The organism is Pseudomonas sp. MF6776, assembly GCF_016613125.1.
Taxonomy (GTDB): domain Bacteria; phylum Pseudomonadota; class Gammaproteobacteria; order Pseudomonadales; family Pseudomonadaceae; genus Aquipseudomonas; species Aquipseudomonas iridis.
This window is the reverse complement of the sequence record NZ_JAENSQ010000004.1, coordinates 227,491-253,665: the sequence shown is the minus strand read 5'-3', so window position 1 is coordinate 253,665 and position 26,175 is coordinate 227,491. Positions and strand designations below refer to the sequence as shown.

Genomic DNA, 26,175 nt, shown 5'->3' with positions numbered 1-26,175 from the left:
CTTAACTGATGGAAGCGGATTGAGTCCGGTCATAGCCATCTTCAGCAACAGTGGCGGAACCAGTACGGTCGTAACCGTCAGCAGCAACAGTGGCAGAACCGGTGCGATCGTAACCGTCGGCAGCAACAGTGGCAGAACCGGTGCGGTCATAACCGTCAGCAGCAACAGTGGCAGAACCGGTACGGTCGTAACCGTCAGCAGCAACAGTGTTGGAACCAGTACGATCGTAACCGTCAGCAGCAACAGTGTTGGAACCAGTGCGGTCATAACCGTCAGCAGCAACAGTGGCGGAGCCTGTGCGGTCGTAACCATCGGCGGCAACGGCCGAGCCAGTGCGATCAAAACCGTCGGCAGCAAAGGTGTTGGCGGCCAGTACGGACAGGGTCAGGGCGAGGATCAGTTTGGTTTTCATGTTCGTTACTCCAGATTCGTTGGCGGGTGTGTCTTGCATGGGTTTCATGCTACGCCAACTAAATTGATTAAAAAGCGCAAAATAATGCTAAAAACTATCGATTAACTTGATGTTAAGGGCGACGCATTTAATGGCTTCCATCATCAGGAGCGAACGTCGCGCAGGTAATCGATCAGGTAGGCACAGGATGCCGAGGCAGAATTAACCGGTGATTAATCGCCGGAAACAAAAAATCGCAGCCTCCGACAACCCCTGTAGGAGCTGCCGAAGGCTGCGATCTTTTGATCTTGCGTGACGTTCAGTCAGTCAATCAGTCAGTCAGTGACGATCCGCGAATGCTTCTGGGTGTCCTTCATGGTGATGTACACCAGCAACGACACAGCGATGCACGCCGTCACATACCAGTAGTAACCGGTTTCCATGCCGATGCTCTTGAACCACAGCGCGATGTATTCGGCGGTGCCGCCGAAGATCGACACGGTCAGTGCGTATGGCAGGCCGACGCCCAGGGCGCGGATTTCAGTCGGGAACAACTCGGCTTTGACCACCGCGTTGATCGAGGTGTAACCGCTGACGATGATCAGCGCTGCCATGATCAGGAAGAACGCGCCCCACCAGCTCTGGATGGTGTGCAGAGTCATCAGGATCGGCACGGTGAAAATCGTGCCGAGCACACCGAAGGCGATCAGGATCGGACGACGACCGATCTTGTCCGACAGGCCACCGATGATCGGTTGCAGGCACATGAACAAAAACAGCGTGGCGGCAGAAATGGTTGTCGAGTCGGAGATGCTCATGCCGACGGTGTTCACCAGGTACTTCTGCATGTAAGTGGTGTAGGTGTAGAACGCCAGCGTACCGCCCATGGTCAGGCCAACCACGGTGGCCAGCTCCTTGGGGTGACGCATCAAGGTGCGCATTGCGCTTTCCTTGGACTTCTCTTTCTTGGTGAACGACTCGGTTTCTTCCATGCCGCGACGCAGGTACAGCGCGACCACTGCACACAGCGCGCCGATGGCAAACGGAATGCGCCAGCCCCACGCGTACAACTGCTCGGTGGTGAGTGTCTGTTGCAGCACGATCAATACGCCGAGGGCGATGAGCTGGCCGGAAATCAGGGTCACGTACTGGAAGCTGGAGAAGAAGCCGCGACGGTCCTTGGTCGCCATTTCCGACAGGTACGTTGCGGAGGTGCCGTACTCGCCGCCGACCGACAGGCCTTGCAACAGACGGGCGAAGATCAGCAGGATCGGCGCGCCGATGCCGATGGTGGCGTAGTTGGGGCTCAACGCGATGATCAGCGAGCCGAAGCACATCAGGTACACCGAGGCCATCAACGCTTTCTTGCGTCCGACTTTGTCAGCGTACAGGCCCATCAGCCAGCCACCGATCGGGCGCATCAGGAAGCCCACGGCGAAGATCGCAGCGGTGTTCATCAATTGTGCGGTGGAGGAACCAGCAGGGAAAAAGCTCTTGGCGAAGTACAGCGAGAAGGCGGCGTAGACGTACCAGTCGTACCACTCGACCATGTTGCCAACGGAACCGCTGAAGATCGATTTGATCCGGCTGGCGGTGGTTCTTTCTTTGGCCGGCGCGGCAGCCGACCCAAGTGGCAGGGCGTTGGAGTTATCCATTGAAGGATCCTTCGTTTAATTGTTTTTGTGGAGCGCGTTAAAACGCAGCCTGCGGGGGCTATAGCAGGAGCTGTGCCAACGGGGAGAGGGGCGGTTTAGAAGGGGTAGCGGGTTTTGATGAGCGAAAATCCGCTTATGTTGGGTGGGTGTTGAGCGGATTTTCGCTTAAAAGATCGCAGCCTGCGGCAGCTCCTACACGTTCAGAGTCATGCGCAAATGATGCGGACACCGGAGCTCTGTAGGAGCTGCCGCAGGCTGCGATCTTTTGCTCTTCAAGGGCCGACAAACATCTCCCGGCTCAACCCATGTCGCTGCATCTTTTCATTGAACGTACGCCGCGGCAGTTGCAGCTCTTCAAGCACCGCTTTCACATCACCCTTGTGCCGCGTCAGTGCCGCGCGCAAACACTGCGCCTCGAACGCTTCCTGTTGCGCCGCCAGCGACTGCCCCGGATCAATTCCCGGTGCCGGTTCATCCAGGCCCAGCACCTGTCGTTCGGCGACGTTCGCCAGTTCGCGCACATTGCCCGGCCAGTCATGGCAGAGCAGATGACTCAGCTGTGCAGCCGTCAACGGTGGGAAGCTGCGGCCCAGGCGCTGCGCCGCACTTTGGGCGAATGATTCGAACAGCAACGGAATGTCTTCGCGGCGTTCGCGCAGCGGCGGCAAACGCAGCTCGGCAACGTTGAGGCGATACGCGAGGTCTTCGCGGAAACGCCCGGCACGCGCCTCGTCGAGCAAGTCGGGTTTGGTCGCCGCAACAATCCGCAAATCCACGCGAATGCTCTGGTTCGACCCCAGTCGCTCAAGCTTCTGCTCTTGCAATACCCGCAACAATTTCACTTGCTGGGCCAGCGGCATGCTTTCGATTTCATCGAGAAACAGCGTGCCGCCATCGGCGTATTCCAGCTTGCCGATGCGCTTGCCGGAGGCGCCGGTAAACGCGCCGCTCTCATGGCCGAACAGCTCGGCTTCGAACAGTTGTTCAGGGATCGCCGCGCAGTTGAGCGCCACGAACGGTTTGTCCGCCCGGGGGCCGAAGTCATGCAGGCAACGCGCAACCAGTTCCTTGCCGCTGCCAGTCTCGCCACGAATCAACACATTGACCGGCAACGCTGCCAGATCCAATACCTGCCGACGCAACGTCTGCAAGCCACGGGACACACCGAGCAAAGTCGAATCGAGTTTGGCGCGGTTGTCGGCCTGCTCGTGCAGGGCGCGGTTTTCCAGGACCAGTCGGCGTTTCTCCAGCGCCCGGCGCAGGCTGCCGAGCAAGGTCTCCGGGCTGAACGGTTTTTCCAGAAAATCATAGGCACCGTCGCGCATCGCTTCGACCGCCATCGGCACATCGCCATGACCGGTGAGCAGAATCACCGGCAGGTCGGCGTCGCGGCGCTGCACCTCGGCCAGCAGTTCCAGGCCACTAAGGCCGGGCATGCGCACGTCGCTGAGGATCACCCCGGGAAAGTGCGCGGGCAGGGCGGCGAGGCATTCTTCGGCGCGGCTGAACAGTTGCACCTCGAATCCCGACAGGCTCAGCCACTGCTCGACGGCACTGCGAATACTGCTTTCGTCATCGACCACCATCACCGAGTTGAGCATCAGTTGTGTGCCTCCAGATCAATCGGCAAAGTCAGGATGAACGTCGCACCGCTGTCGCCATTCTCGACGCTCAGACGACCGCCGGATTCGTGCACGATGGCAAAGGATACCGCCAGCCCCAGGCCGAGGCCGTCCCCTACAGGTTTAGTGGTGAAGAACGGGTCGAATACCTGGCCCAGATGCTCTTCGGCAATGCCGCCGCCATTATCGATGACGCTCAGACGCCACAATTGCTCGTCGGCTTGCAGACGAATTTCCAGGCGCTTGCACGGTTTGCCCTGCATGGCATCGAGGGCGTTGCGCAGCAGGTTGATCAACACCTGTTCGAGACGGATCGCATCACCGCGCACCCACGCCGGGCGGGTCAGGTGCAGCACCAGGCTGACCTGTTCGTCACGCAGGCGCGCGTCGAGCAATTGCAGGGATTGATCGACCACCGTCGCCAGATCCAGACGCTCGCGCAAACCACCGGGGCTTTTGCGTGCGAAGGTTTTCAGGTGACCGGTGAGGGCGGCCATGCGCGTGAGCATCTCGTCCACCGGCTTGAGGGCCTTGTAGGCGTCATCGACGCGGCCATGGTCGAGCAGCAGGCGCAAAGTCGCCAGTTGCATGCGCTGAGCGGTCAGCGGCTGGTTGATTTCATGGGCCAGGGCGGCGGACATCTGGCCGAGGGCGGCAAGTTTTGCTGACTGCACCAGGCCTTCTTGCGCAGTGCGCAGTTCGCGGGTGCGTTCTTCGACAAGTTGCTCGAGTTCTTCGCGGTTGCGTTGACGGACCTTCGACAGGCGCCAGCGCTGATTGAGGAACAGCAACAAAAACACCAGCGCCAGCCATACGCCAGCGGCAGCGAGCCCGGCGTTGCGCAGGTCTTCGAAAGCCACTTGCGGGCGGCGCAGCAGATGCAGGGTCCAGCCTTCGGTGGTCAGTGGCAGCGACTCCCACAGATAGTCCGCCGTCCCTTGCGGGCCTTCGACGCGGCGCAGGTCGCTGTTGTCATCGAAGCGGCGCAGCGACAGATGAGTCAGTGGCGTCAGCGACTGTTTGTCGTACTGGCGCGTCGTCTTGATTTCGGCCTGATCGCTGGCACTCAAGGGGCGCAACGAGCGATAGCGCCAGCCGGGCTGGTTGGCGATAAAAATGATTCCGCGCGCATCGCTGACCAGCAAGGTGTCGTTGCCCTGGCTCCATTCCCGCTCAAGTTCGGGAAACTCCAGTTTGACCACCATCGCCCCGAGGAACTGGTCGTTGTCGCCCAGCACCGCACTGGAGAGAAAGTAGCCGGGAATTCCGCTGGTCACGCCCACCGCGTAAAAACGCCCGGTGCCCTGGGTGCGGGTCTGGCTGAAGTACGGTCGAAAGCCATAATTGTGGCCGACATAGCTGCTGGGCAGACGCCAGTTGCTGGCGGCGACGGCGAGGCCGGTGTGATCGAGCAGTTCAAGGGTCGAGGACTGCGCCGCGCCGTTGATCTTTTCCAGTTTCAGATTCAGTGCCGTTTGTAACTCGGCATCGACGGGGCCGGCCAGTGCCGAGCGCAATTGCGGGTCCAGGGCCAGGACGGCGGGGAGGGCGCGATAGCGGTCGATCAGGGTGTGCAGCGAATTGGCATAGAGCGCCAGTTGCTGGTTGGCCCGGGCCGCGTCTTCTTCCAGCGCCTGACGTTCGGCGTGGCGGATGGCAAGCGTTGCGGCAAGCGCCGCACCGGCGATGATCAGCAGGGTATACAACGACAGACGCAGGGTACGGGAAGTCGGCGGCATACGGGGGCGAGCAAGGTAGGAGTCGGGCGGGCACCATAGCATGGCGCCCGTCGCAAGAAACAAGAACACTGAAACTTCTGTAGCCCTCAGCGCTTGGCTAATTTGCGCGCTTTCATCGGGACGCGCAAACGTACTTGTCGATCAACAGCTACAGTTTGCGTGGACACGTCGACAGCGCTCTCCAGAGGTCGTAATCGGCCTATTTTTTCCAGCTGATTCATGGAGTCCCAGGTAATCCCCGTCAGCTCTTCAACTTCCAGAACCTGATCACGCAGTGCGTTTTGCGCCTTCCTGGATACCTGGTCCATCACGCGGTGTTCGGCAATCAGGCCGTCGATCCTGTCGATCATTTTTTCTGCCTTGGCGTTCTTTGCTCTTATATTTTGGGTGTCTCTCAAATCGTCGACATAACCTCCCACTATCGGTCCCAGCACCGCTCCTGCCAACGTGGCGGCAAGGGTGGCAGCGACGTTGATTTGATTGAACATTCGGTTGGCATCCTGAGTGACTTCTGCAGGCGGCAAGCCGCCACCGGTTGCCGGATCCCAGCTTCCGGGAGGGGACCAACCTGGATTAAAGAGTGTGGAATGCACGACGACCTGCCCAACACTGGCAACCATTGCTGCAACCATGGCTCCAGTGGCCGGCGATGATCCACCGGTTGGAAGCAGTGCCAGACCGACTCTCGAATTGGCGGCGTTGCGGGCGGTATCCCTGGCCCTCAGTTTCCAGGGTTTACTGGGTTCAGGTGGCGGCAGTGGAGGCGGATTGTCGCGTGGATTACTCACTGATTCCGGGGGCGTCGAGGGACCAGGACTTATTGTAAGGGTCACTGTTTGCGCCGCTGTCCTCGTCGTCCCTTGCCTATCGATAAAGTTGATCGGGTCGTTCCCCGTCATGCAGTAAAGGTTCAGGCCGTCTATCGAGCCTGACGGATCGGGATTTATCCAGCGCTGTAACCAGGGCGCGTAATACCGTTCACCGTAGTAATACAAACCGCTGATATCCATTTCCTTACCGCTATAACGCGCGAACTTGTAGCTGACCTCAATCGCCGATTTCGCGGCCAGCCACGCCGTGGCGCCAAACGGGTAGTAGCCTTCGTGGCTGATGGTTTTTGCGTGCTCGTCGAGTTCCATCACGCAGGAGCCCAAATGGTCGACAAGGCTATAGCGCAGTTGAATGCGCTGCACACCTGAAGGTGGATTTTTTACCCAGTGCAGGCAGCGCGCACTGCCTGCACTGATGACGTGCAACTCTTCGCCATTGTCTTTCGTACGGATTTCCAGCCCCGGCAGGTAACGCACCTGATGAAAGTGTCCGGTGGTACCGGCAAAGGTTTCATGGCGCTTGAATACCCGGGCACCTGCGCTGTAGTGGTAATGCTCGGCATCGGCGCGACCGTCTTCGCGGTGAATCCGGGTGACGCTTTGCAGTTCGTCACGAGCGTTCCATTTCAGTGGTTGGCCGGGTTGTACGGCCAGAAGGTTACCGTGGCGGTCGAACAGTTGATCGAAGTCCGGTTCAGGATCGGTCGGTTGCCAGCGCACGCCACGGTTGCTGTTCGCATCCATGCGCATCTGTCGCGTGTAGCTGGCGTCAGCGCGCACATGGCGCAGTTCGAGCAGATTGCCGCCGTTGTCGTATTGATACGTCTGGGTGTAATTGAGGCGTTTTTTCGGATCGGTTGGCTGTGGCAGGCCAGGGATATCTGATAGCGGGCTGTCGTCGTAGCCGGTGGCGCGAGTCAGTCGGTAGAGGGAGTCATAGGTGAAGTCGCGGTGGCCGTCGATAACCTGGTTGGCGTAATGGACCGTCTGGAAGGTGTGGTCCTCGATACGGGTGATGTTGCCGACGCGATCATGGCTGTACTCGAAACTTTGCAGCACCGGATCGCTGCCTTTGCGGCTGGACTGGCTCCGCAAGCGACCATTGGCCGGATCGTAAGTCCACTGGCTGATCACCTCGTTGCCAGCGTGTTGCTCGGTGATCTGCCCGGCAGCGTTCAAGCGGATATCGAATATCACCGGTTGCCAATCAGTGTTACCGCTCAGTCGCAATCGCACCTGCTTCATGTGCCCGGTCAGGCCATAGCGCGATTGCTGTTGATGCCCGCCGGCGTCGGTCTGTTCCAGCACCGCGCCCAGTGGACTGAAAATGCGCTGGCTGGTGAACGCCTCGCCATCAACAAAAGTGCGGGTTTCTCTCTGCGGTTGGCCGAGCAGACCATAGCTGTCCATGTGCAACGTACCAGACGCGTCCTTTTGTGCCAGTAACTGCCCGCGCCGGTTTTGCCCGGGATCCGCCGAGGCATCGGCGTAGGTAAAAATATCGACATCGGCCTGGCCGTTTTCCTCCACTGTCACCACACGCAACCGAGTGTCGAAGGTCGTACGCCAATGGCTGCAGCGCTCGTCCCAGCGCTCCAGTGGCTCACCGGCCAACCCCGGCAAATTGAGGCGCCAGCCCGCATCGACGCTGTCGACTTTGAGCACCTGGCCGCCCAACCCGTGAACCATCACAAGGTTCGGCACGGTCAAGCGCGGGTCCTGTTGCGTCACGTTGCGCCCGGTCACGTCGTAACCCTGGCGGGTGATCAGCGCGATTGCAGGCTCCCCGGCGACGCTGCGCAGGTAGCCGATCTGCCGAATCGGCAGGCCACGACCATCATTCACCGTGAGTGATGGCGTGCGCCAGTGCACGCTGGCGTGCATCAGCGTAAACGCCCATTGTCCGGTGCTGCTTCAGCGGTGTCGTTGAAGTCCAGGCTGGTTTGGTACCACGGATGATAGATCTTGCAAGAGAAGTCGCCCTTGGCGTTGATCAGTTTGATCATGCGTCCCAATGGGTCGTAGCACAGCTGATCGAAATAGCCCAGTTCGTGCAGTGACTCGTCGTTGACGTAGCCATGGGTATCGACAAAAAGCGGTCGATACTCGCGGACCGCCAAGCCCTTGTTGTTGTATTCGACCCGAGCGCTGATGCGCCACCTCGGGTCGGCGTATACCTCGACATACTTGCCATCCTCAATGACGAGCGCGCCATCCACCACTTTGTACGCCATGCCCGGGTCAACCAGTTGCTGGGTTTGCAGGGCTCGGCCGAAGCCGTCGACACAGGCCTTGATGATCTGGATTTGCGCCTTCACCTCGTCGTAGGGGTAGCGGTCGGCGCTGAGCACGACGCTGTGCACAGACTCGCGCCAGGCCGATGTGATCGCATCGAGCAACGCCTGTTCTGCCGCGGTCAGCGTGCTGCGACGTGCGAGCCGCTGGCGTGCGCTGGCCCGAATATGGCCGCTGGGCAGTAGATAGCCGCTGGCGATCCATTCGCTGCTGGAGCTGTCGCTGAGGGGAATCTGCCCCATCCAGCTGAACAAGTCTTTGCGCAGGGTGCTGGCGGCTTTTTGCACCGCGCCCTCCGGATCGGCTATGGCCAGGTCCGGCCGCAGATCCTCGGGACGTTTGTATTCACTCAGCGGGCAGAACCCTGCCCATTCACCGTTTTCAGTGCCGCAGAAACTGGTCGCCAGCGGCTGGCCAGAAGGTTCGTAAATGGCCTCTTGAGTGTTCTCGTTGGCGTCGATGATTTTCTGCGGTTGCAGGGCGTGGTAGTCGTAGACGATGCGAGTGGTACAGCCATCGGGCAACACGACGCTGGTGATAGCGAGGTTGTAGTCATCGTATTGGGCCTTGGTGTGGCCGTGGCTGGGGGTTTCCCGGTAGCTGCGCACTTTGTAGAACTTATCAAGGCCGGCGTATTCGGCAAACCCGAAGTGCGCCGAGTTCAGGGCGGGTTCTGCATCGAACGGGGATGGTGCTTCAAACAGAAACGGCATCGGCGTGTAGCCGATTTTCATCAACTCCGTATGAATGTTGAAGGGGGGCGGCAGGACGCTGTAGGCATCCAGCGCGGTCTTGTCCAGTTGCGCCAATTCCAGCGGACCTGTCAGCGCTTCGAACTCGGCGACGCCGTCCGCCAGCGCAGCGCCATCGGTGCTCATGTAGCGTTGCACGGACTGATTGGTCAATAGCCGCGCTGTATTCCAGTGGGACGAATCCTGATGCAACGCCAACTGTTCAAACGATACTTGCGCCGGCGTGAGCCCGGTCGGCAGTGTGCCTTTGGGCAGCACCAGCGCATTGCCGCGCTGCAAGTAGGGCAAGCCTAGCCGCCACTTCTGAAAATCCGTTGTCAGGTTAATGGTTTGCGCACGAGTTTCACTCAGATAAAACGACTGCTGCGCCTCATCATGCGCGTCGCGCCACCACTGCTGTTCATCGGGATCGGTAAAGGGCGGTGTGTCCGTTGCAGCCAGTCGCCGCGCATAGCTCACTTGCAGGGCCTGCGTTGGCGAACCAAATTCGTTGCAACGCAGATTGACCTCATGGCTGCACAACGGATCGTTCATGAATCGGTCGTACTGGTAGTTGATCGTTTCCAGGGTCATTGGCAGCAAAACAGCGGATGCGTACTGGTCCTTTCGACGGATTTCTCGCACCAGATAGCGCAGCTCCTGCACCGCGTACGGGATAGCGCCCGGCTTATCCACATCGGCTAAGGCGTACGTTTCAACGCGCGCGACAGAGCCGGCCAGCGCCCGGGCAATCTGGTATCGGGTATCGTCATTGTGCGGCTCAATCGGTTGATCGAATTCCCCGTCGGCCGGACTGAGACTGAACAAGGTTTTACCGAGGGCGACAGCCTCCTTGTCCCCGTCGAAATAAAAATCACGCGACCGATCCATGGATAACGCGCTAAGAAAATAAGTGCGGACCTGCACCGGCTGGCTGAAGCCGACGGCGTCATCGCCGGTGGCGCTCTCGCTGTCGGTTTGCTTCAGACAGCCGAAACCGCCGAACTTGCGTGCGTTGCTGTCGTACACGCCTTCACACCAGGTGAACGACTGCGTCAGACAATTGCCCGTGATCTCATCCCGTTGCTGCTGTTTTTTCACCACGGTAACCGGAAACGGCAAATGCGAAACCGCTGGGCGTTTGAGAGCAATCAACTGTTGTTTCTCGTCCAGCCATTCCTGTGCCGAACTGCGATAGACCACGCTTGTGCTGCAGCCCATGTTGTTGTTACTGGCCGTCAGCAGATACGGTTTGGCCGCGACGAAATCGTAGCGCCAGTGCTGCGGCTTCATGTGCGTTACGGTGAGTATCAGGCTGGCGCAACCGAGGCCTTGCAGATCGGCAAAGTTCACCTGGCACAAACGGTCGTAACGCACGCCTTCGGGCCATGGCACGCTGATCGGCGTTTGCTCCAGGCCGTTGCCGCCACGGTTCAGATAGATCTCGAAAACATCGCTTTTGAGGTAGATCAGCGCCGATGCGCCGGAGCCGTCGAGGTCGGCGAGGCGCACTCGCGACGAATCGAATTGCTCGTAGGCGAAGGGCAGGTCACTGATCTTGCGGCCCTCGCCAAAGCGGCCGTGACCGAGGTTGGGCCAGCAGCGGATTTCGTTGTGTCGAATGCGGCACAGTTCGGGCATGTCGCTGCCCAGCAGATTGCCGAGCAGCACCAGTTCAGTGGCGGTATTGCTGAACAACGGCAAGCGGTCATTGGCCGGTTCGTGCGCCACCTCTTCGGCCGGGGCGAAACCCTGTTCGCGTCGGTTGGCGTAAAGCCGCACCGATTTCGGCCCGATCATGGCAATCGAATTCAGACCATCACCACTCAGGTCGCCCAAGGTCGACAGCGTGTGGAAAAACTCCAGCGGGAAGGCATTGAAGGTGAGGTAGTTGGCGAATTTACCCGTCGCTTCAAGCGTGCGGAAACCGGCGCGTCCGGGCTCTGCTGTGACCCAGTCGAGGCGCCCGTCACCCGTCAGGTCGGTGAGCAGTTGTTGTACCGGACGATTGCGATCGGCAACCGGGATAAGGTCCAGCGCCGTCCACGGGCCATAGCCGATGGCATCGCCTCCGGCCTCTGCTCGCAGCGGCTCGCGGTAGTACCAGCATTTGTCGTAGCGGAACAAGAAGCCTGGCACGCCTTCGCCGTACAGGTCGACGCACTGATAAAACCGGCCATCCTCGATGCCCGGTTGATGGTCCGTCTCGAACAGGCGAGTGGGGATCTGATTGATTTCGAAAACGGAATACTCGAACTCGACCGGTGGTGTGTTTTCCACCATGCCGCTGGTATCGAAGGCCTGATAGTGCGCGGCGCTGATCTGGCTGAGCGGCCAGTGCGGCGTGGCATCGCTGTGTTCCAGCAACAGACGCCGCACCAGCACCGGTTGATCCCCTTGGCTCGGCGGGAAGTGATGAAACATCAGCATTTGCCGACAGAGGCGGCGGGTCCTGACTTCAAAGCCTTGGCCGTAGGTCGAGAAGGGATCTGCCCGCACGGGCCAGGGCTGCAGCGTTGCGCCGTCGTAGGCCGGAACCTCGGTCAGCGAAGTGGTTCGCTCACCGTAGTCGAACAGCAATTGGAAATGCCAATCCAGATCGGCCAGGTTTTCCACCGTCCAGGCGTATAAGTCTTTGCTGGCGGTGAAATTGCCGTAGCACACCCGTTCGAGATAGCGCTGGATGCCGTAATCGATGACCGAGTCGGGGCTCTGGTCGTCAGCCTTGTACACATAGGCGATGTGCTCGCCGTGTGGGTTCATACTCTCGCAGAGCAACCAGGCGCTAATGCGCAGCGGGTTATCCGGATCGGCACTGGCACGGCGTGATGCCGGGGTTTTGCCGTAGATGAGCAGCGAACCGTCGCTGCCATGCACCAGCCAGAACGGCGCTTGGCCGGTCGTCGGCTGCCACAGCTCATGCAGAGCAAAGTCGCTTTCTACTTTCGGCCAGTAGCGCACCACGTTGTGCGGGCCAATGACGACGCCGTCATACGTGGACTCAGGGCGTGACTTGATGCTGCGGTCGGCCTCAAGCTCCGGCATCCACACCTCGCCATCGGCCCCGACGATTTCGTCGTGCTCGGTATAACGCGGCACACCCTTGTCGGTGCGCCGGCTTATCTGACTCACGCCCAGGCTCCATCCGAACCCGAAGGGTCCATTCCCGTCCTGGCTGCTGTAACCGAGGGACATCTGAGGGGCATAGCCACGCCCGGCGGAAAGCGGAATTGGCAGCTCGAACGATGCGGCTCCGGTCTGGCCGACGCTGCCCCAACTCTTGCCAATGGTGGCGATTGTCGAGCTTTTGGCGATGGAGGGCGTAACGATGCTGAGCTCTTGGTCGGCCATGATTGCGTCCGGTGCAGTTGCTGTGGCGTAGTTGAATCGACGCTACCAACAATGGCACGTGGCGTAACCTGTCAGATGTGACAGGTGCACAAGATCGTTTTGTGTGCTTTTCATCGGTTTTTATCGCTAAACAGCACGAGCGGTGAACGGCGGACACAAAAAGGCCGGCCCGTCGTATGACGGGCCGGCCTCTCTTTACAGCGGTAAAGCGCTTACTGCACTTCTACTGCCAGGCTCTCGCTGATCTTCTTTTGCCAGATCGCAGGACCGGTGATGTGTACCGATTCACCTTGGCTGTCCACCGCAACGGTGACAGGCATGTCCTTGACCTCGAACTCGTAGATCGCTTCCATCCCCAGCTCGGCGAACGCCAGTACCTTGGATTTCTTGATCGCCTGAGCGACCAGGTAAGCGGCGCCGCCGACAGCCATCAGGTACACGGCTTTGTTGTCCTTGATCGCTTCGATCGCGGTCGGACCACGTTCGGACTTGCCGATCATGCCCAACAGGCCGGTCTGCTCAAGGATCTGACGGGTGAACTTGTCCATCCGCGTTGCAGTGGTCGGGCCAGCCGGACCAACCACTTCGTCACCGACCGGATCGACCGGGCCGACGTAGTAGATGAAACGACCTTTGAGGTCTACCGGCAGGGTTTCGCCCTTGTTCAGCATCTCGACCATGCGCTTGTGCGCAGCATCGCGACCGGTGAGCATCTTGCCGTTGAGCAGGACGGTTTCGCCCGGCTTCCAGCTCTGCACATCTTCCGGGGTCAGCGTGTCGAGGTTGACGCGGCGAGCCGAAGGACCGGCTTCCCAGACGATTTCCGGGTAGGCGTCCAGCGGTGGCGCTTCCAGCGAGGCCGGGCCGGAACCGTCGAGCACGAAATGCGCGTGACGGGTGGCGGCGCAGTTCGGGATCATGCACACCGGCAGCGAGGCGGCGTGGGTCGGGTAGTCCATGATCTTCACGTCGAGCACGGTGGTCAGGCCACCAAGGCCCTGGGCGCCGATGCCCAACTGGTTGACCTTCTCGAACAGCTCCAGACGCATTTCTTCAATGCGGTTGGACGGGCCACGCTTGATCAGCTCGTGAATGTCGATGGACTCCATCAACACTTCCTTGGCCATCACGGCCGCTTTCTCGGCGGTGCCGCCGATACCGATGCCCAGCATGCCCGGTGGGCACCAGCCGGCGCCCATGGTCGGAACGGTCTTCAGTACCCAGTCAACGATCGAATCGGACGGGTTGAGCATGGCCATTTTCGACTTGTTCTCGGAACCGCCGCCCTTGGCCGCCACGTCCACTTCCACGGTGTTACCCGGGACGATGGAGTAGTGAATGACGGCCGGGGTGTTGTCCTTGGTGTTTCTGCGAGCGCCCGCCGGGTCGGCGAGGATCGAGGCACGCAGGACGTTTTCCGGCAGATTGTAAGCCTGGCGCACGCCTTGGTTGATCATGTCGTCCAGGCTCATGGTGGCGCCATCCCAGCGCACGTCCATGCCTACACGCACAAACACGGTGACGATACCGGTGTCCTGGCAGATCGGGCGGTGGCCAGTGGCGCACATGCGCGAGTTGATCAGGATCTGCGCCATCGAATCACGGGCCGCTGGCGATTCTTCGCGCAGGTAGGCTTCGTGCATCGCCTGGATGAAATCCACCGGGTGGTAATAGGAAATGAACTGCAGGGCGTCGGCAACGCTCTGAATCAGGTCGTCTTGCTTGATCACGGTCATGAGTCGCGCTCCTCTAAAAGACGGGAACATTCTATGGGGCAGCTACAAGCCTCAAGTTTCAAGCTGCAAGTTCAAAGCAGTACGCGGACTGCTTCAGCTTGCGGCTTGGAGCTTGTAACTTGAAGCTGGCCCTTCGGGCCGGGCACGCCGGGGCTGCTGGCGCGACGCTAAAAAGGCGCGGCAGTATACCGCGCCTACGTGGGGCATACACGCGCCGGCAGTCATTCGTTGGTCGCATGTGTTGGCGAGTTGATGTGGATTGCATTTGCAACTTGAAATCCCTTCCCCCTCACCCCAACCCTCTCCCCCAAGAGGGCAATGGGGAAGGGCGTTGATCCTGGTGTTGTTTGAAGCTGGTTCGGCTCGGTATCTCAGGTCGGTGCAGCTTGTGAAAACAACGCGGTCAGTTCCCTCTCCCTTTGGGAGAGGGCTAGGGTGAGGGGCTTGTGGCGATACATGCGGGCCACACTTTTGACGTCAAATTTCGGGCCCGAAAATCGGTGGTCATTTATCGACTACGCCTCTAAAGTGGCAGCCGGTCTGTAGGGTAGGACACTCGGTCAGCCTCCAATCGCACGGTGAGTCAACGATTGACCCATAACGCCATTCAACGTCTTTTGCTCAAACGCTTCGCCCTCGCTGCAGCCACCTATGGATTGGCTTTACTGCTGCTGTGGCTGGCGTTTTTCACCGGGCATTACGACCAGTCCTTGGGCACCATTGCCGTCGGCAGCGCGCTCGTAGTCATCAGTCAAGCCATCCTGTTTGGCCTGTTCTGGTCGGGTTGCAACCAGCGTTTTGACGATCCGAGCATGACCGAAACGCAAGTGTTGCTCGGACTCGGCTGGCAGACCTGGCTGATCGCTCATCTGGATGAAGCGCGTGGTGCCTTTCTGGTGTTCTACGTGCTGATCCTGCTGTTTGGACTGTTTCACCTGAGCCGGCGGGCGTTCATCCGCTGTGCGTTGCTGGTGTTCTTCAGTTTCTGTGCAATTACTTTGTGGGACGCTTACCACTTGCGCTTGCCGGAGCCTGCGCTCGCGGCATTGCAGGTGTGCATCCTGGCGATGGTGCTGGCGTGGCTGGTGCTTTACGCGCGATTTGTTCAGGTGTCGCGTCAACGCATGCGCCAGCGCCGGTTTGCCTTGCAAGCGCATCAGGACACCCTGCGCGGCATGATGCGTCAGCTCGAAGACCTTGTGGCCACCGACGAACTGACTGGCCTGTTCAACCGTCGGCACTTCCTGCGTCTGGCCTCGCGTGAACTGAATGCGATGGACAATGATGCCGTGCACGGTCTGGCGCTGATCGACCTCGACCACTTCAAACGCATCAACGACTTCTACGGTCACGCCGCTGGCGATCAGGTATTGCAGGCGTTTGCCGGTGTCGCCCAGGCGTGCCTGCGCGACGGCGACGTACTGGCGCGCTATGGGGGCGAGGAATTCGTCGTCTTGCTGCCCGATTGCGATGCCGAGCGTCTGACTGCCTGCTGCGAACGTCTGCGCATTGCTTTCACCAATGTTGAACTGGTCGGCCTGAACGTGCGTAATCTCAGTCTGTCGGCTGGCATGACGCTGCTGGCCTTGGGTGATGACCTCGATGACGCCCTGCAACGCGCCGATCAGGCGCTTTATCGGGCCAAGCGTGACGGGCGCAATCGCTGTGCGGCCGCGTGGGAGAACGTTGATGCCTGAACTTCGCGTCGGTGACCGGCAATGGTCGGTGGCGGCGGGCGGCAATTTGCTCGACGCCCTTAATCAGAACGGTGTGGCCGTGCCCTACAGTTGTCGCGCCGGCAGTTGCCATGCGTGCCTGGTGCAGTGCGTGCAAGGCTTGCCGGCGGATAATCGGCCGGACGCCCTGAGCGCCGAGCAGCGCCAGCAGGGTTGGCGTCTGGCGTGCCAGTGTCAGGTAATCGAAGATTTGCAGGTACACACGTTCGACCCGATCGAGGATGGCCACCCGGCCATCGTCGAAGCGCTGGACTGGCTCAGCGACAGCGTCCTGCGCTTGCGCCTGAGTGTGCAACGGCCGCTGCGCTACAGCGCCGGACAGCATCTGGTGCTGTGGATCAACCACATCGCGCGGCCCTATTCGCTGGCCAGCCTGCCGCAAGAAGATCGTTTTCTGGAATTCCACCTCGATTGTCGCCAACCCGGCGAATTCTGCGATGCGGCGCGACGCCTGCAAATCGGCGACCCGATCCGCCTCGGTGAGTTGCGCGGCGGTGCGTTGCATTACGATCCCGACTGGCACACCCGACCGTTGTGGCTGCTGGCTGCCGGTACGGGGCTCGGTCCGTTGTTTGGTGTGTTGCGCGAAGCCTTGCGCCAGGATCACCAGGGCGCCATCCGTGTCATTCACCTGGCCCATGACGCCAGCGAACACTATCTGGCCAAACCCCTTGTTGCACTGGCTGCCCAGCGTGAAAACCTCACGATCGACCTGTGGACGGCGGCCGAGTCAGCCGCCGCTTTGGCGCAACTGCGCCTTGTTTCCCGGCAAACCCTGGCCTTAGTCTGCGGCTCAACTGCCAGCGTCGACGCCTTTGCCAAGCGTTTGTACCTGGCCGGACTGCCGCGTAATCAACTGCTGGCCGATGTATTTCTCAGCCGTGGTTGAGCGCTTGTTTTCGTAGCGAGACATGCCATGACCGAAACCATCCTGCTGGAACGCGAACGCGGTCTGCTGACCCTGCGCCTGAACCGTCCCGACAAGAAAAACGCCCTCACCCGTGCGATGTACAGTCGTCTCGCCGAGGCGTTGAAGCAGGCCGACAGCGACCCCGAAATCAACGCCGTGCTGATCACCGGCAGCGCCGAGTGCTTCACTGCCGGCAACGACATCGCTGACTTCATCCAGCAGCCGCCTGGCGACCTCGACAGCCCGGTCTTTCACTTCATGCTCAACCTGCTCGAATGCCGCAAACCGGTGATCGCTGCTGTGGCGGGGGCAGCGGTGGGGATTGGCACGACACTGTTGCTGCATTGCGATCTGGTTTACGTCAGCCGCGATGCGCGACTGCGCATGCCGTTCGTCAACCTTGGTTTATGCCCCGAGTTCGGTTCCAGCCTGATTTTGCCGCGCATGCTTGGGCACGCCAAAGCGTGCGAACTGCTGTTGCTCGGCGAAGGGTTTAGCGGTGAACAGGCCGCCGACTGGGGCATCGCGACAGAGGCGCTGGGCAGTGGCGAGGCTGCACTGACCAAGGCTCGGGAGATGGCGTTGCGCTTCGATGAACTACCGTCGCAAGCCGTGCGCATCAGCAAGCAATTGATGAAAGCACCGGATCGCGAGTTGATCCGCAAAGTGATCGAGGAGGAGGGCGCCTTGTTCACCCAGCGGCTGCGTTCGCCGGAAGCGTTGGCGGCGTTGACCGGGTTTATCAAACGACACTGAAATTTCGTTGCTCTGGCCGCCCCCATTGCTGGCCAGCCAGCTCCCAGAGGTTGGCACCAGCTTGCTCGCGAAAGAGGCGGTTCAGTCGATCATCAGGTCCGTCCATGTATTGAAAAACCCCGCCGTCAAACAGCGAGGCTTTTGCAATGACGCAAGTCCCCGGGATGATCAGCCGTGGTAGCGCAACAGCGCCCCTTTCCTGTTGGGCATGTCTGCGCAGATCAGGATCTTGCCGTCGTCCTGTAAAGCCATGCCAGTTGCCACCTCCACGCCACTCTCCAGGTGAGTGGTTACCCAACCCTGACCGTCATTGAAAGTCGGATCCAGCGTGCCATCAATCGTTCGCATCAAGGCGATGTCAACTTCTCCATTCGGCTCGCCGAGCCCCCCGACTGTGACTGCCTTCCCGTCTTTCTGGATACCCGCCGCCAACCAGGCTGTAGCGGCTCCTTCGCCCAGCTCGGTAAACAGTGGCTTGCCACCGTTGAACTGAATGTTCGGGCTGCCATCGCGTTCGAGGCTGAACATCACGGCGGCGCTATCACCGGTAGCTCTCACAGGTGTTTCGCCTACACCGAGAATTCGCTGATTGGACTGCTGGACCATGGCGTTGAACCTGGGTGACTGAGCGTCCTCCACCATGACAAACCCGCCGTTGCCGAATGTCGGGTCAAGTTTCCCCGTGGTGTCGTAACGCACGAACATGCCAGCTCTTTTCGCATCGCTAAACACATTCCCGCAGCCGAGGTAATTGCCATCGGCCTGGACCATGATGCTTCGCAAAGTCGTGTTGTATGTAAGGGAGTCGGGATGAGCGAAGGTGACGTAGCCAACCTGATTGAAACTCAGGTCTAGAGCGCCGTTTTTGTCGAGCCTGGCTATCAGCCCGACCGTTTTTCGACCGTTGAACCCGGTGGATTTGAAGACCAGAATTTTTCCGTCAGCCAGCGCCTGGATGCCACTGGCACTGGCCCCGCTGCTGCCAATTGCGCTCTTCTCTTCTGGTGGTGCTTCTGCGGCCAGCGGCGACAGTTGAATATCGATCAGCGTACGACCGTTGGTACCGAACTCCAGATCGAGTTGGCCTGACATGTCGTACCTGGCAACGCCCATCCCGTCTGCGACCCGATCGCCTCTTAAACGGTAAGCGATCAGTATTTTTCCATCCGCTTGAAAAGTGAAACCCTGGCAATAAGTAACGTCAAAACCGTCAATCACACCCGTGACAAAGCCCTCATTACCAAACTCGTTGTCCATGCTGCCGTCTGAATTGCACCGGCCGAGGAGGTATAGGCGATCCCCTTGGAAGGGGGTGGTGGTGCCGGCGAAATAGATTTTCCCGTCCGGTCCGATTCCTACGCTTGAAATGTAGATATCTGGATGACCCGGTACGTCGATTCGCATAACGCCGTTATTACCAAAGTCCAGATCGAGCTTCCCTGCATTATTCAAATGTTGCATGTTCATGAGCGATTCCTTCTGCATAAAGAGGATCCTGTGGCCTCGACGAAAATCGCCGCAGGAACATGCAGTGGATACCTAAAAACAGGTTGCTTCTACTGTCAGATATGACAGTTGACAGGGGCGAATTGCAAAGAGTGAAGCCAGTTTGAATGCAACAGAAAACCGAGCCTCACCCACATCGTGCCGTCGCGCCCGCAACACCTTGACTGCCATGCAAGGCCCAAAAAAAACCCGTCATTCTCATGACGGGTTTTTTGTTCGGCAGTTGAACAATCAGACCTGCGGGTCGCCCACATGCAGGATCTTCATGCCGTTGGTGCCGCCGGTGGTGTGGTAGCTGTCGCCCTTGGTCAGGATGACCCAGTCGCCTTTTTCCACAACGCCGCGCTTGACCAGCTCGTCGATCGCCTTCTGGCTCACTTCGTGCGGCTCAAGCGAAGCAGGGTCGAACGGCACGGTGTACACGCCACGGAACATCGCTGCGCGCGCCTGAGTCTCGCGGTGCGGCGAGAACGCGTAGATCGGCACCGAAGAACGGATGCGCGACATGATCAGCGGGGTGTAGCCACTTTCGGTCAGCGCGATGATCGCTTTGACGCCCGGGAAGTGGTTGGCGGTGTACATGGTCGCCAGCGCAATGCTCTCGTCGCAGCGGGTGAATTCCTTGCCGATGCGGTGGCTGGAGGTCTTGCCGGTCGGGTGCTTTTCAGCGCCGACGCAGATACGTGCCATTGCTTGCACAGCTTCCAGCGGATACAGACCGGCAGCCGATTCTGCGGACAACATCACGGCGTCGGTGTAGTCGAGCACGGCGTTGGCCACGTCGGACACTTCGGCACGGGTCGGCATCGGGTTCTGGATCATCGACTCCATCATCTGGGTCGCAACGATCACAGCCTTGTTGTGGCGGCGTGCGTGCAGAATGATTTTCTTCTGAATGCCTACCAGCTCGGCGTCGCCGATTTCCACACCCAGGTCACCACGGGCAACCATCACCGCGTCGGATGCCTGGATCAGACCGTCGAGGGTTTCGTCGTCGGCCACGGCTTCGGCGCGTTCGATCTTCGCTACCAGCCAGGCAGTGCCGCCGGCCTCGTCGCGCAGTTGACGGGCGTAGTTCATGTCGGCGGCGTCACGCGGGAAGGACACCGCGAGGTAGTCGACTTCCATTTCAGCGGCGAGCTTGATGTCGGCCTTGTCTTTTTCAGTCAGGGCCGGTGCGGTCAGGCCGCCACCGCGACGGTTGATGCCTTTGTGATCGGACAGCGGGCCGCCGATGGTCACGGTGCAGTGCAGTTCGGTGGCCGTGGCGGTATCAACGCGCATCACCACGCGGCCGTCGTCGAGCAGCAGCTCGTCGCCCACGCCGCAGTCCTTGACCAGATCCGGGTAGTCAATACCGACCACTTGCTGGTTGCCTTCGGTCAACGGATGGCTGGTGGAGAAGGTGAACGGGTCACCGATCTTCAGCTCGATCTTCTTGTTGGCGAATTTGGCGATACGGATTTTCGGGCCTTGCAGGTCACCCAGCAGGGCAACGAAGCGGCCGTGCTTGGCAGCGAGGTCACGCACCAGCTTCGCGCGAGCCTTGTGCTCGTCGGGGGTGCCGTGGGAGAAGTTCAGACGGGCGACGTCCAGACCAGCCAGAATCAGCTGTTCGAGAACTTCCGGCGAGTTACTGGCCGGGCCAAGGGTAGCGACGATTTTGGTACGACGGACGGACATGCAAAGACTCCTGAGTTCAAGCGCAGGCAGAGGCTACTATGCTCCGAGGGTGTAGTCATTGTTCGTTTGCACTACTTATTGTTTTCTTTATTGAACCCGGCAACTTTGGGACAAACGCACCTGAAGATTTCCGACCATGGGTCGATACAGAGCTCAAGACAGGAGAACCCCCATGCGATTGTTGCCCATTGCCGCCCTTGCCCTCAGCGTCCTCGCCGTGACGGGCTGCACCCGTTGGTCGATGAACCATCATTTGAACAACGCCTACAGCGCCTATGACCGGGGCAATTGCGAGCAGGTGATGCTCGAGCTGTCCAAGGTCGAACGCGCCAGCCGTGCCCGCCCGTACGTGTGGCCGGAAGTGTCGATGATGCGCGGCCAGTGCCTGGAGCGACAAAAGATGTTTGTCGACGCGGCGCAGACCTATCAATTCATCATCGCTTCGTATCCAAACAGCGAATACGCCTACCGCGCCCGTGCGCGTCTGGAAACCCTGCAGAGCCTGGGCCACTACCCGACGCGCAGTGCGGCAGCCGTGGTGCGTCCAACGCGCTTTTGATGGCAGTTGTCATACAAAATCTGGCCGGTTGTACAGCCTGAGCTATAGTCGAATGATCTGGTTTTAGAGCCGAGTCTCTAATCCGGGGCAACACCTGCGACTGGTCAGTTGTAATGTGGCGGCGAGGTAGCGACCGTCACACCGGAAGCGGGGAGAGCGTGCCTGTGTCGTATCTGTCGTACAGCACGTTCCGAAGCAAAAGCGCGGCTCTGTGATGGAGCCTTGCATGGCGAACTGCGCATGTTTACCGACCGCCGCATCGAACGGCATCAGCTGCCGTATTTCCTGAAAGTATTCAACAGCGTCACCGACAAACCCATCGGCTTTCTCGGCAATGTGTCCGCAGACGGGCTGATGTTGATCAGCCAGTTGCCGATGATGATCGGTGTGGATTTCAATCTGCGCCTGAAAATCCCCGGCGACGATGGCTGTCATCAGGTGATCGACTTCACCGCGTGTTGCCTGTGGTGCCACGAAGACGCGACGCCACTGCATTACGACGCCGGCTTCATCCTGCAACGACCGCCCCCGGAATACGGGCAACTGGTCGAGGCGTTGCGCCAGTACTTCAGTTTTCAGCCGTTGCCGGCCTCTGCCTGAACCTCAACAGCAAAAGATCGCAGCCTGCGGCAGCTCCTACAGAGGATTGATGTTCATCCAGCAGGAACTGCCGCAGGCTGCGATCTTTTGATCTTTAGCCAGAAATACTGATAGCCCGCTCGTTATCCAGCGTCTTCTCCGCCAGCAAAAAACCCATCTCGCTCAACTGATAAATCGCCATCGCCAGATGCCGCGGTTTGTCTTCAAGGCTGTCTGCCAGATCGAGCAACAGAATGCTCACCGACGAAAACGTCTCGTACGTCTGAATGGCCACGGCTTCGGGATTGAGATCGGGGGCGATCATGAACATCTGCATGCCGCGATCCACGGAATTGCGCGAGGGCGGCGCTGCGGGTTTGAGGTAATGGTCGAGGGCTTTTTCGGCGGCTTCGTGAAGTTTTTTCGAATCGGCTGATTCGTAGGGGGAGACCGAGTCGCCGGTTTCGGGGGGATTTGGAGTTTCTTTGCACATGGTTTCGCACACTCGTAGTTGGGGCTCCACTTTTCGCGACTAAACGAAAGGGTGGCGGCTGTAAGCAGGTTAGTCGACCGGGAGTGCACAAACCGGCGCGCCCTAGGGCGCCCTGCGAACAGCCACCATCGAGTGCGGGGATAGGGAATACCCGACTGGATGACGCTTATACGCAATGCACACAACCCGGGCGACTAAACCCGACCACTGATTGGCAGCGGCACGGACCAAGTTACGGGGCGTCAGCAAAGCGCACAAGCCGGCGGATTCTGAGGGATGTGTAGGCAAAGGCGCAAGGCAACGTAGCCGCGTGTTGGCAGCTGAAGGACGCGACCGGATTGCCTTGTGGGAATAATTACCGTTGGTCGGGACTGTCAGATTTTACAGGTGTGGGTCGCAGGTTTTTTGGCGTATTTAAAAGCTAACTGAAAGTCATCCCGCCCAAAAGTACAAAGAGAGAACTGCGACATGTCGGATATCAAAGTAACAATAGATAATGATCCAGAGGATTCGCCCGTGGTCGGGGATAACGATCATGTCGGAAATGCTGATACTGTCGCGTCAACTGTTAAAGATAATCCGGCCCCTCCGTTAAAGTTTTATCATGAAAACTTTCAAATGCTGGTCAGTAATAATATGCAGCTAAGATTTCGCATTCCTTCGGGTTTCGCTGGAAGGTATGAGGTATGGATGAATTATCGTAGGGGGCCAAATGTCGAAGTTGTTCTTGAACCTCAGTTGTTCGAGGCAGGTCAGTGGCTTTCGATTTACGTTTCCGGTCTGAAAGACGGTACTGGCCAGTTTGAGGGTTATTGGAGTATTTGGGGGGGACCTGCGAAAGCAGGAATTCAACGTGTTCTTGTGGAACCACCGGCCACTTTTGATGATGGTTATATTATTCAAAGGCAACTCACAGGTAGTGCTGTGTGGGGCAGTACTGTATACCTTGTAGAGGATGTCGCGGGGCAACAGATATCCAATGCTGTTACTGTTGGGTCCGACGGTAAGTGGATGTTGACTTTGAATTCGGGTGTCAAGCCAGGACATTTCAGAATCCATGAGAAACTACCTGGCTTAGTTGAAAGGATTTCGCCATCGGTGGTTTGTGTCGAATTAGCTGCAGCCGTTTTAACCAGTCCAGTAGAAGCTGCAGTGATGACGGAATTTAAAGGAACCGCTGCCTCCGGTACTACTCTAGTAGTGGTTAAAGCGTCTGATCATTCTTTCAAATTGTCAGAGAGAAAAGTTGTGGGTTCGAACTGGTCGCTCCCGCTAAGGCCAGATACGCCACTATCTTGGGAGCAATTGCAGATTCAACTGCAGTTCCAAATCAAGGGGTCGCAACTCCGTTACTCGAAGCCATATACCGTGCAAGCTTTTGGGTTGCCAGTAATAACTCATCCAGCCTCCGGATCAACGCTTGAAATGGCCGCTACTATTTCGGGCGACCGTGGAGTTTGGGGCGCAGTAATCGAAATTTTGCAGGATGGGGGGGGCAGATTGGGTTGGAAAGCGGCGACCCCCACCTGGGATGTGCGTCTTGACTTGCGCCCAGGACCTATATCGCTTGTACCTGAGACGGTTGTGAACGGTGTGCGATTTGGGCGTGGTGTACCGCGCGCCTTCAAAGTTCGCCCCCCCAAAATTGCCGATGTCAACGTCGAAATGATCGACAAATCCATAACCTTCTCTGGCACTGGCTACCCCGGTGCAACGGTTGTGATCACCGTCCAGGGCTGGCAGGTCACCCTGCCACAGCCGGTTGTTGCCGTAGATGGCAAATGGGAAATCAAGGCGACTGACTTACCGCTCGGCAAGCTCCCTGCAAGCATTTTGCAGAAGGTTTCCGACAATGCCAGCGGCTGGGTCGAGTCGTTGCCATACAACTTCGAAATCAACAATTCACTGCCCGACGTGTATGCCGTGAGTTCCACTGATGATTATCAGCCGACCTTCAGCGGCAAGGGTTTTACCGGTGCCACCGTGAGGCTTTTCAACCCCGGCGGCGGCAGTCAGGCCGCACCCGAGGTGGTCGTGCGGGATGGGGAATGGCAGAGCAAAGCCAGTCAACAGTGGGGGCCGACGCTCAACCGGGAAGTGCATATCAAGCAGTTTCTGGACAGGCATCAGTCGCTTAATTGGGTTAAACATCCCGTCACCATCCCGCCGCAGGCTCCGACTATTGATTTGCCAGTCGAGGACGGTCTGTCACCGACTTTTAGCGGCACCTGTTGGCCGAATGCGCTGGTGAACATTGCGTTCAATGACGACCCCGCTCCGTATAACGCAACCGGGACCGCAGGTATCTGGACCTTCCGCCGCCCCACCGAATTCAGGCACGACATCACTTACACGATCACCGTCAGTCAAACCGTTGCTACCCAGACCTCAACTGTCACGACGAAATCCTTCACGGTTTTGAGGTCCATGATCACTCCGGTCATCACTCACCCCAGCGAAGGCAGTGACGTGGGGCACGAACTCGTGATCAAGGGCTCCGGCGGGATGAAAGGCGCCACGATGCAGGTGCGTGATGTGGTGTACGACAAAAACTTGTCTGCGTCCCAAGTGCTGAGTTCGGATGGGGATTGGGAGGTCCTCGTCCGCAGCCTGAATCTCAGGTCATACGGCATCGAAGCACTCCAGAGCGACAAGAACCGCGTCTCCAAGAGCAAGCGGCTCAACTTCAACGTGGTGGTGCTGCCGCCGCAAATCACTCAGCCGACAGCGGGCGGAAAACTGCCCCGAACCGCGAAGCTTAAAGGGCTGGGCCGGCCAGGAGCGCGGGTCCAGGTCTGGGTGGTGGGCGCCACCAAGCCTTGGCTCGAGGACATTGTCGTGAGGGCGGATGGTCAGTGGGAGTGCGAGGCGGCATCGCCGGTGGGCGTCAAAAACATTCGAGCCCTGCAGAGTTTTGAAGAGGACGGCACGCAGCACCATTCAAGGTTCACGGACGCTGTGCAATACAGCGTCGTCCCGGCGGCGCCTTTTGTCGAGACGCCGGTTGCTGGCCAGCTCATCGGGCAGCGGGTGGTGGTGTCGGGCTTTGGCGTGCCGGGCGACACCGTCAAGGTGAAACTCGGCGCCGTACAAGCCAGCGCTACAGTCATGGCGGACCGTACCTGGTCGATGAACCTTGTGCTCACTCAAACCGGCGGTATGCACAGCCTGGAAGTGACATCGGCGCTGGATGAATTCGAATCTGAAGCCGCACAGCGTCCAGTGGTGTTGGGCACGTTTGTTCCGTCCATCGATATCCCGGCGGCAGGGCGTCGGGTCGAGAATCCGCTGCTGTTTGCCGGACGAGGGCGGACAGGCGTCGGGGAGATAGTGAGCTGGTACGACCCGGATCAGAAGTGGCTGGCGGATGTTCCCGTCACTGGCAATGGCTGGCGAGGCCAGGCCGCGACCCCCCTGAGCTTGGGCGGTCAATGGGTGCGGTTCAGCCAGACGCTGGCCGGAGGAAATGAGGGATCACACTCGGCCTGGGTTATCAGCCCGCGTTTTGAGGTGGAACCCGAGATACCGGGTAAAGCTGGCCTGTAAATCCGACAGGCGGTCATAAAACCTGTCAGATCTGACAGTAGATCTCGGCGTTGAATC

General features: G+C 59.1%; 16 protein-coding genes. 6 read left to right on the top strand and 10 right to left on the bottom strand.

Translation table 11 applies throughout. From position 1 onward, the window contains the following. Position 1: 1 nt before the first annotated feature. The 7 genes from JJD74_RS06535 to JJD74_RS06505 all read right to left on the bottom strand — a co-directional run bounded on the left by JJD74_RS06535 (position 2) and on the right by JJD74_RS06505 (position 14,350). Positions 2-412 (bottom strand): heme utilization protein, encoded by a 411-nt coding sequence (locus JJD74_RS06535; protein WP_200612376.1) that lies wholly within the window; start codon positions 410-412, stop codon positions 2-4. Between the two features lie 314 nt (positions 413-726). Further along, positions 727-2,046, bottom strand: a complete 1,320-nt coding sequence (locus JJD74_RS06530; protein ID WP_042560683.1) for an MFS transporter — start codon at positions 2,044-2,046, stop codon at positions 727-729. Positions 2,047-2,318: 272 nt separating this feature from the next. Then, the gene (locus JJD74_RS06525; protein ID WP_042560682.1) at positions 2,319-3,647 is read right to left on the bottom strand and encodes a sigma-54-dependent transcriptional regulator; all 1,329 of its coding nucleotides are present in this window, start codon (positions 3,645-3,647) and stop codon (positions 2,319-2,321) included. Continuing rightward, the gene (locus JJD74_RS06520; RefSeq protein WP_047302817.1) at positions 3,647-5,407 is read right to left on the bottom strand and encodes an ATP-binding protein; all 1,761 of its coding nucleotides are present in this window, start codon (positions 5,405-5,407) and stop codon (positions 3,647-3,649) included. Before JJD74_RS06520 ends, JJD74_RS06525 begins: the two co-directional genes overlap by 1 nt. Before the next feature lie 86 nt (positions 5,408-5,493). After that, positions 5,494-8,121, bottom strand: coding sequence for an RHS repeat-associated core domain-containing protein (locus JJD74_RS06515; protein WP_200612373.1), 2,628 nt, complete (start codon positions 8,119-8,121; stop codon positions 5,494-5,496). After that, entirely contained in the window at positions 8,121-12,614 is a 4,494-nt protein-coding gene (locus tag JJD74_RS06510; protein WP_200612370.1) for a SpvB/TcaC N-terminal domain-containing protein, read from the bottom strand. The genes JJD74_RS06515 and JJD74_RS06510 overlap by 1 nt, the downstream gene beginning before the upstream one ends. Before the next feature lie 212 nt (positions 12,615-12,826). After that, entirely contained in the window at positions 12,827-14,350 is a 1,524-nt protein-coding gene (locus JJD74_RS06505) for a fumarate hydratase (RefSeq protein WP_042560679.1), read from the bottom strand. Positions 14,351-14,940: 590 nt separating this feature from the next. On the opposite strand from JJD74_RS06505, the gene JJD74_RS06500 reads away from it, so the two are divergent. From JJD74_RS06500 to JJD74_RS06490, 3 genes are read left to right on the top strand one after another with little or no spacing between them, the layout of a single operon-like run. Continuing rightward, positions 14,941-16,047: a GGDEF domain-containing protein gene (locus JJD74_RS06500; protein WP_200612367.1), complete on the top strand. Its 1,107-nt coding sequence runs from the start codon at positions 14,941-14,943 to the stop codon at positions 16,045-16,047. After that, the gene (locus JJD74_RS06495) at positions 16,040-16,975 is read left to right on the top strand and encodes an iron-sulfur-binding ferredoxin reductase (RefSeq protein WP_200612354.1); all 936 of its coding nucleotides are present in this window, start codon (positions 16,040-16,042) and stop codon (positions 16,973-16,975) included. Before JJD74_RS06500 ends, JJD74_RS06495 begins: the two co-directional genes overlap by 8 nt. Before the next feature lie 27 nt (positions 16,976-17,002). After that, complete coding sequence (locus JJD74_RS06490) at positions 17,003-17,752, top strand: enoyl-CoA hydratase-related protein (protein ID WP_047302809.1); 750 nt, start codon at positions 17,003-17,005, stop codon at positions 17,750-17,752. Between the two features lie 168 nt (positions 17,753-17,920). Here JJD74_RS06490 and JJD74_RS06485 read toward each other — a convergent pair whose 3' ends face one another. Together JJD74_RS06485 and pyk are read right to left on the bottom strand one after the other, a co-directional pair. Then, positions 17,921-19,219 carry a hypothetical protein gene (locus tag JJD74_RS06485; protein ID WP_200612352.1) on the bottom strand — a complete coding sequence of 433 codons (1,299 nt, stop codon included), beginning with the start codon at positions 19,217-19,219 and terminating at the stop codon, positions 17,921-17,923. A 270-nt stretch (positions 19,220-19,489) separates the two neighbouring features. Then, positions 19,490-20,941 (bottom strand): pyruvate kinase, encoded by a 1,452-nt coding sequence (pyk, locus tag JJD74_RS06480; RefSeq protein WP_042560674.1) that lies wholly within the window; start codon positions 20,939-20,941, stop codon positions 19,490-19,492. A gap of 172 nt (positions 20,942-21,113) precedes the next feature. Here pyk and JJD74_RS06475 point away from each other — a divergent pair, with 172 nt between their 5' ends. Both JJD74_RS06475 and JJD74_RS06470 read left to right on the top strand, forming a co-directional pair. Further along, positions 21,114-21,500: a tetratricopeptide repeat protein gene (locus JJD74_RS06475; RefSeq protein ID WP_042560673.1), complete on the top strand. Its 387-nt coding sequence runs from the start codon at positions 21,114-21,116 to the stop codon at positions 21,498-21,500. Positions 21,501-21,740: 240 nt separating this feature from the next. Further along, on the top strand, positions 21,741-22,100 hold the full coding sequence (locus JJD74_RS06470) for a PilZ domain-containing protein (protein ID WP_042562190.1): 360 nt from the start codon (positions 21,741-21,743) through the stop codon (positions 22,098-22,100). 94 nt (positions 22,101-22,194) lie between these two features. Here the strand turns inward: JJD74_RS06470 and JJD74_RS06465 are convergent, their stop codons facing one another. Beyond that, on the bottom strand, positions 22,195-22,572 hold the full coding sequence (locus tag JJD74_RS06465) for a DUF6124 family protein (protein ID WP_200612350.1): 378 nt from the start codon (positions 22,570-22,572) through the stop codon (positions 22,195-22,197). A gap of 468 nt (positions 22,573-23,040) precedes the next feature. Between JJD74_RS06465 and JJD74_RS06460 the strand changes: the two genes are divergently transcribed. Then, positions 23,041-26,118 (top strand): hypothetical protein, encoded by a 3,078-nt coding sequence (locus tag JJD74_RS06460; RefSeq protein WP_200612348.1) that lies wholly within the window; start codon positions 23,041-23,043, stop codon positions 26,116-26,118. Positions 26,119-26,175: the final 57 nt, after the last annotated feature.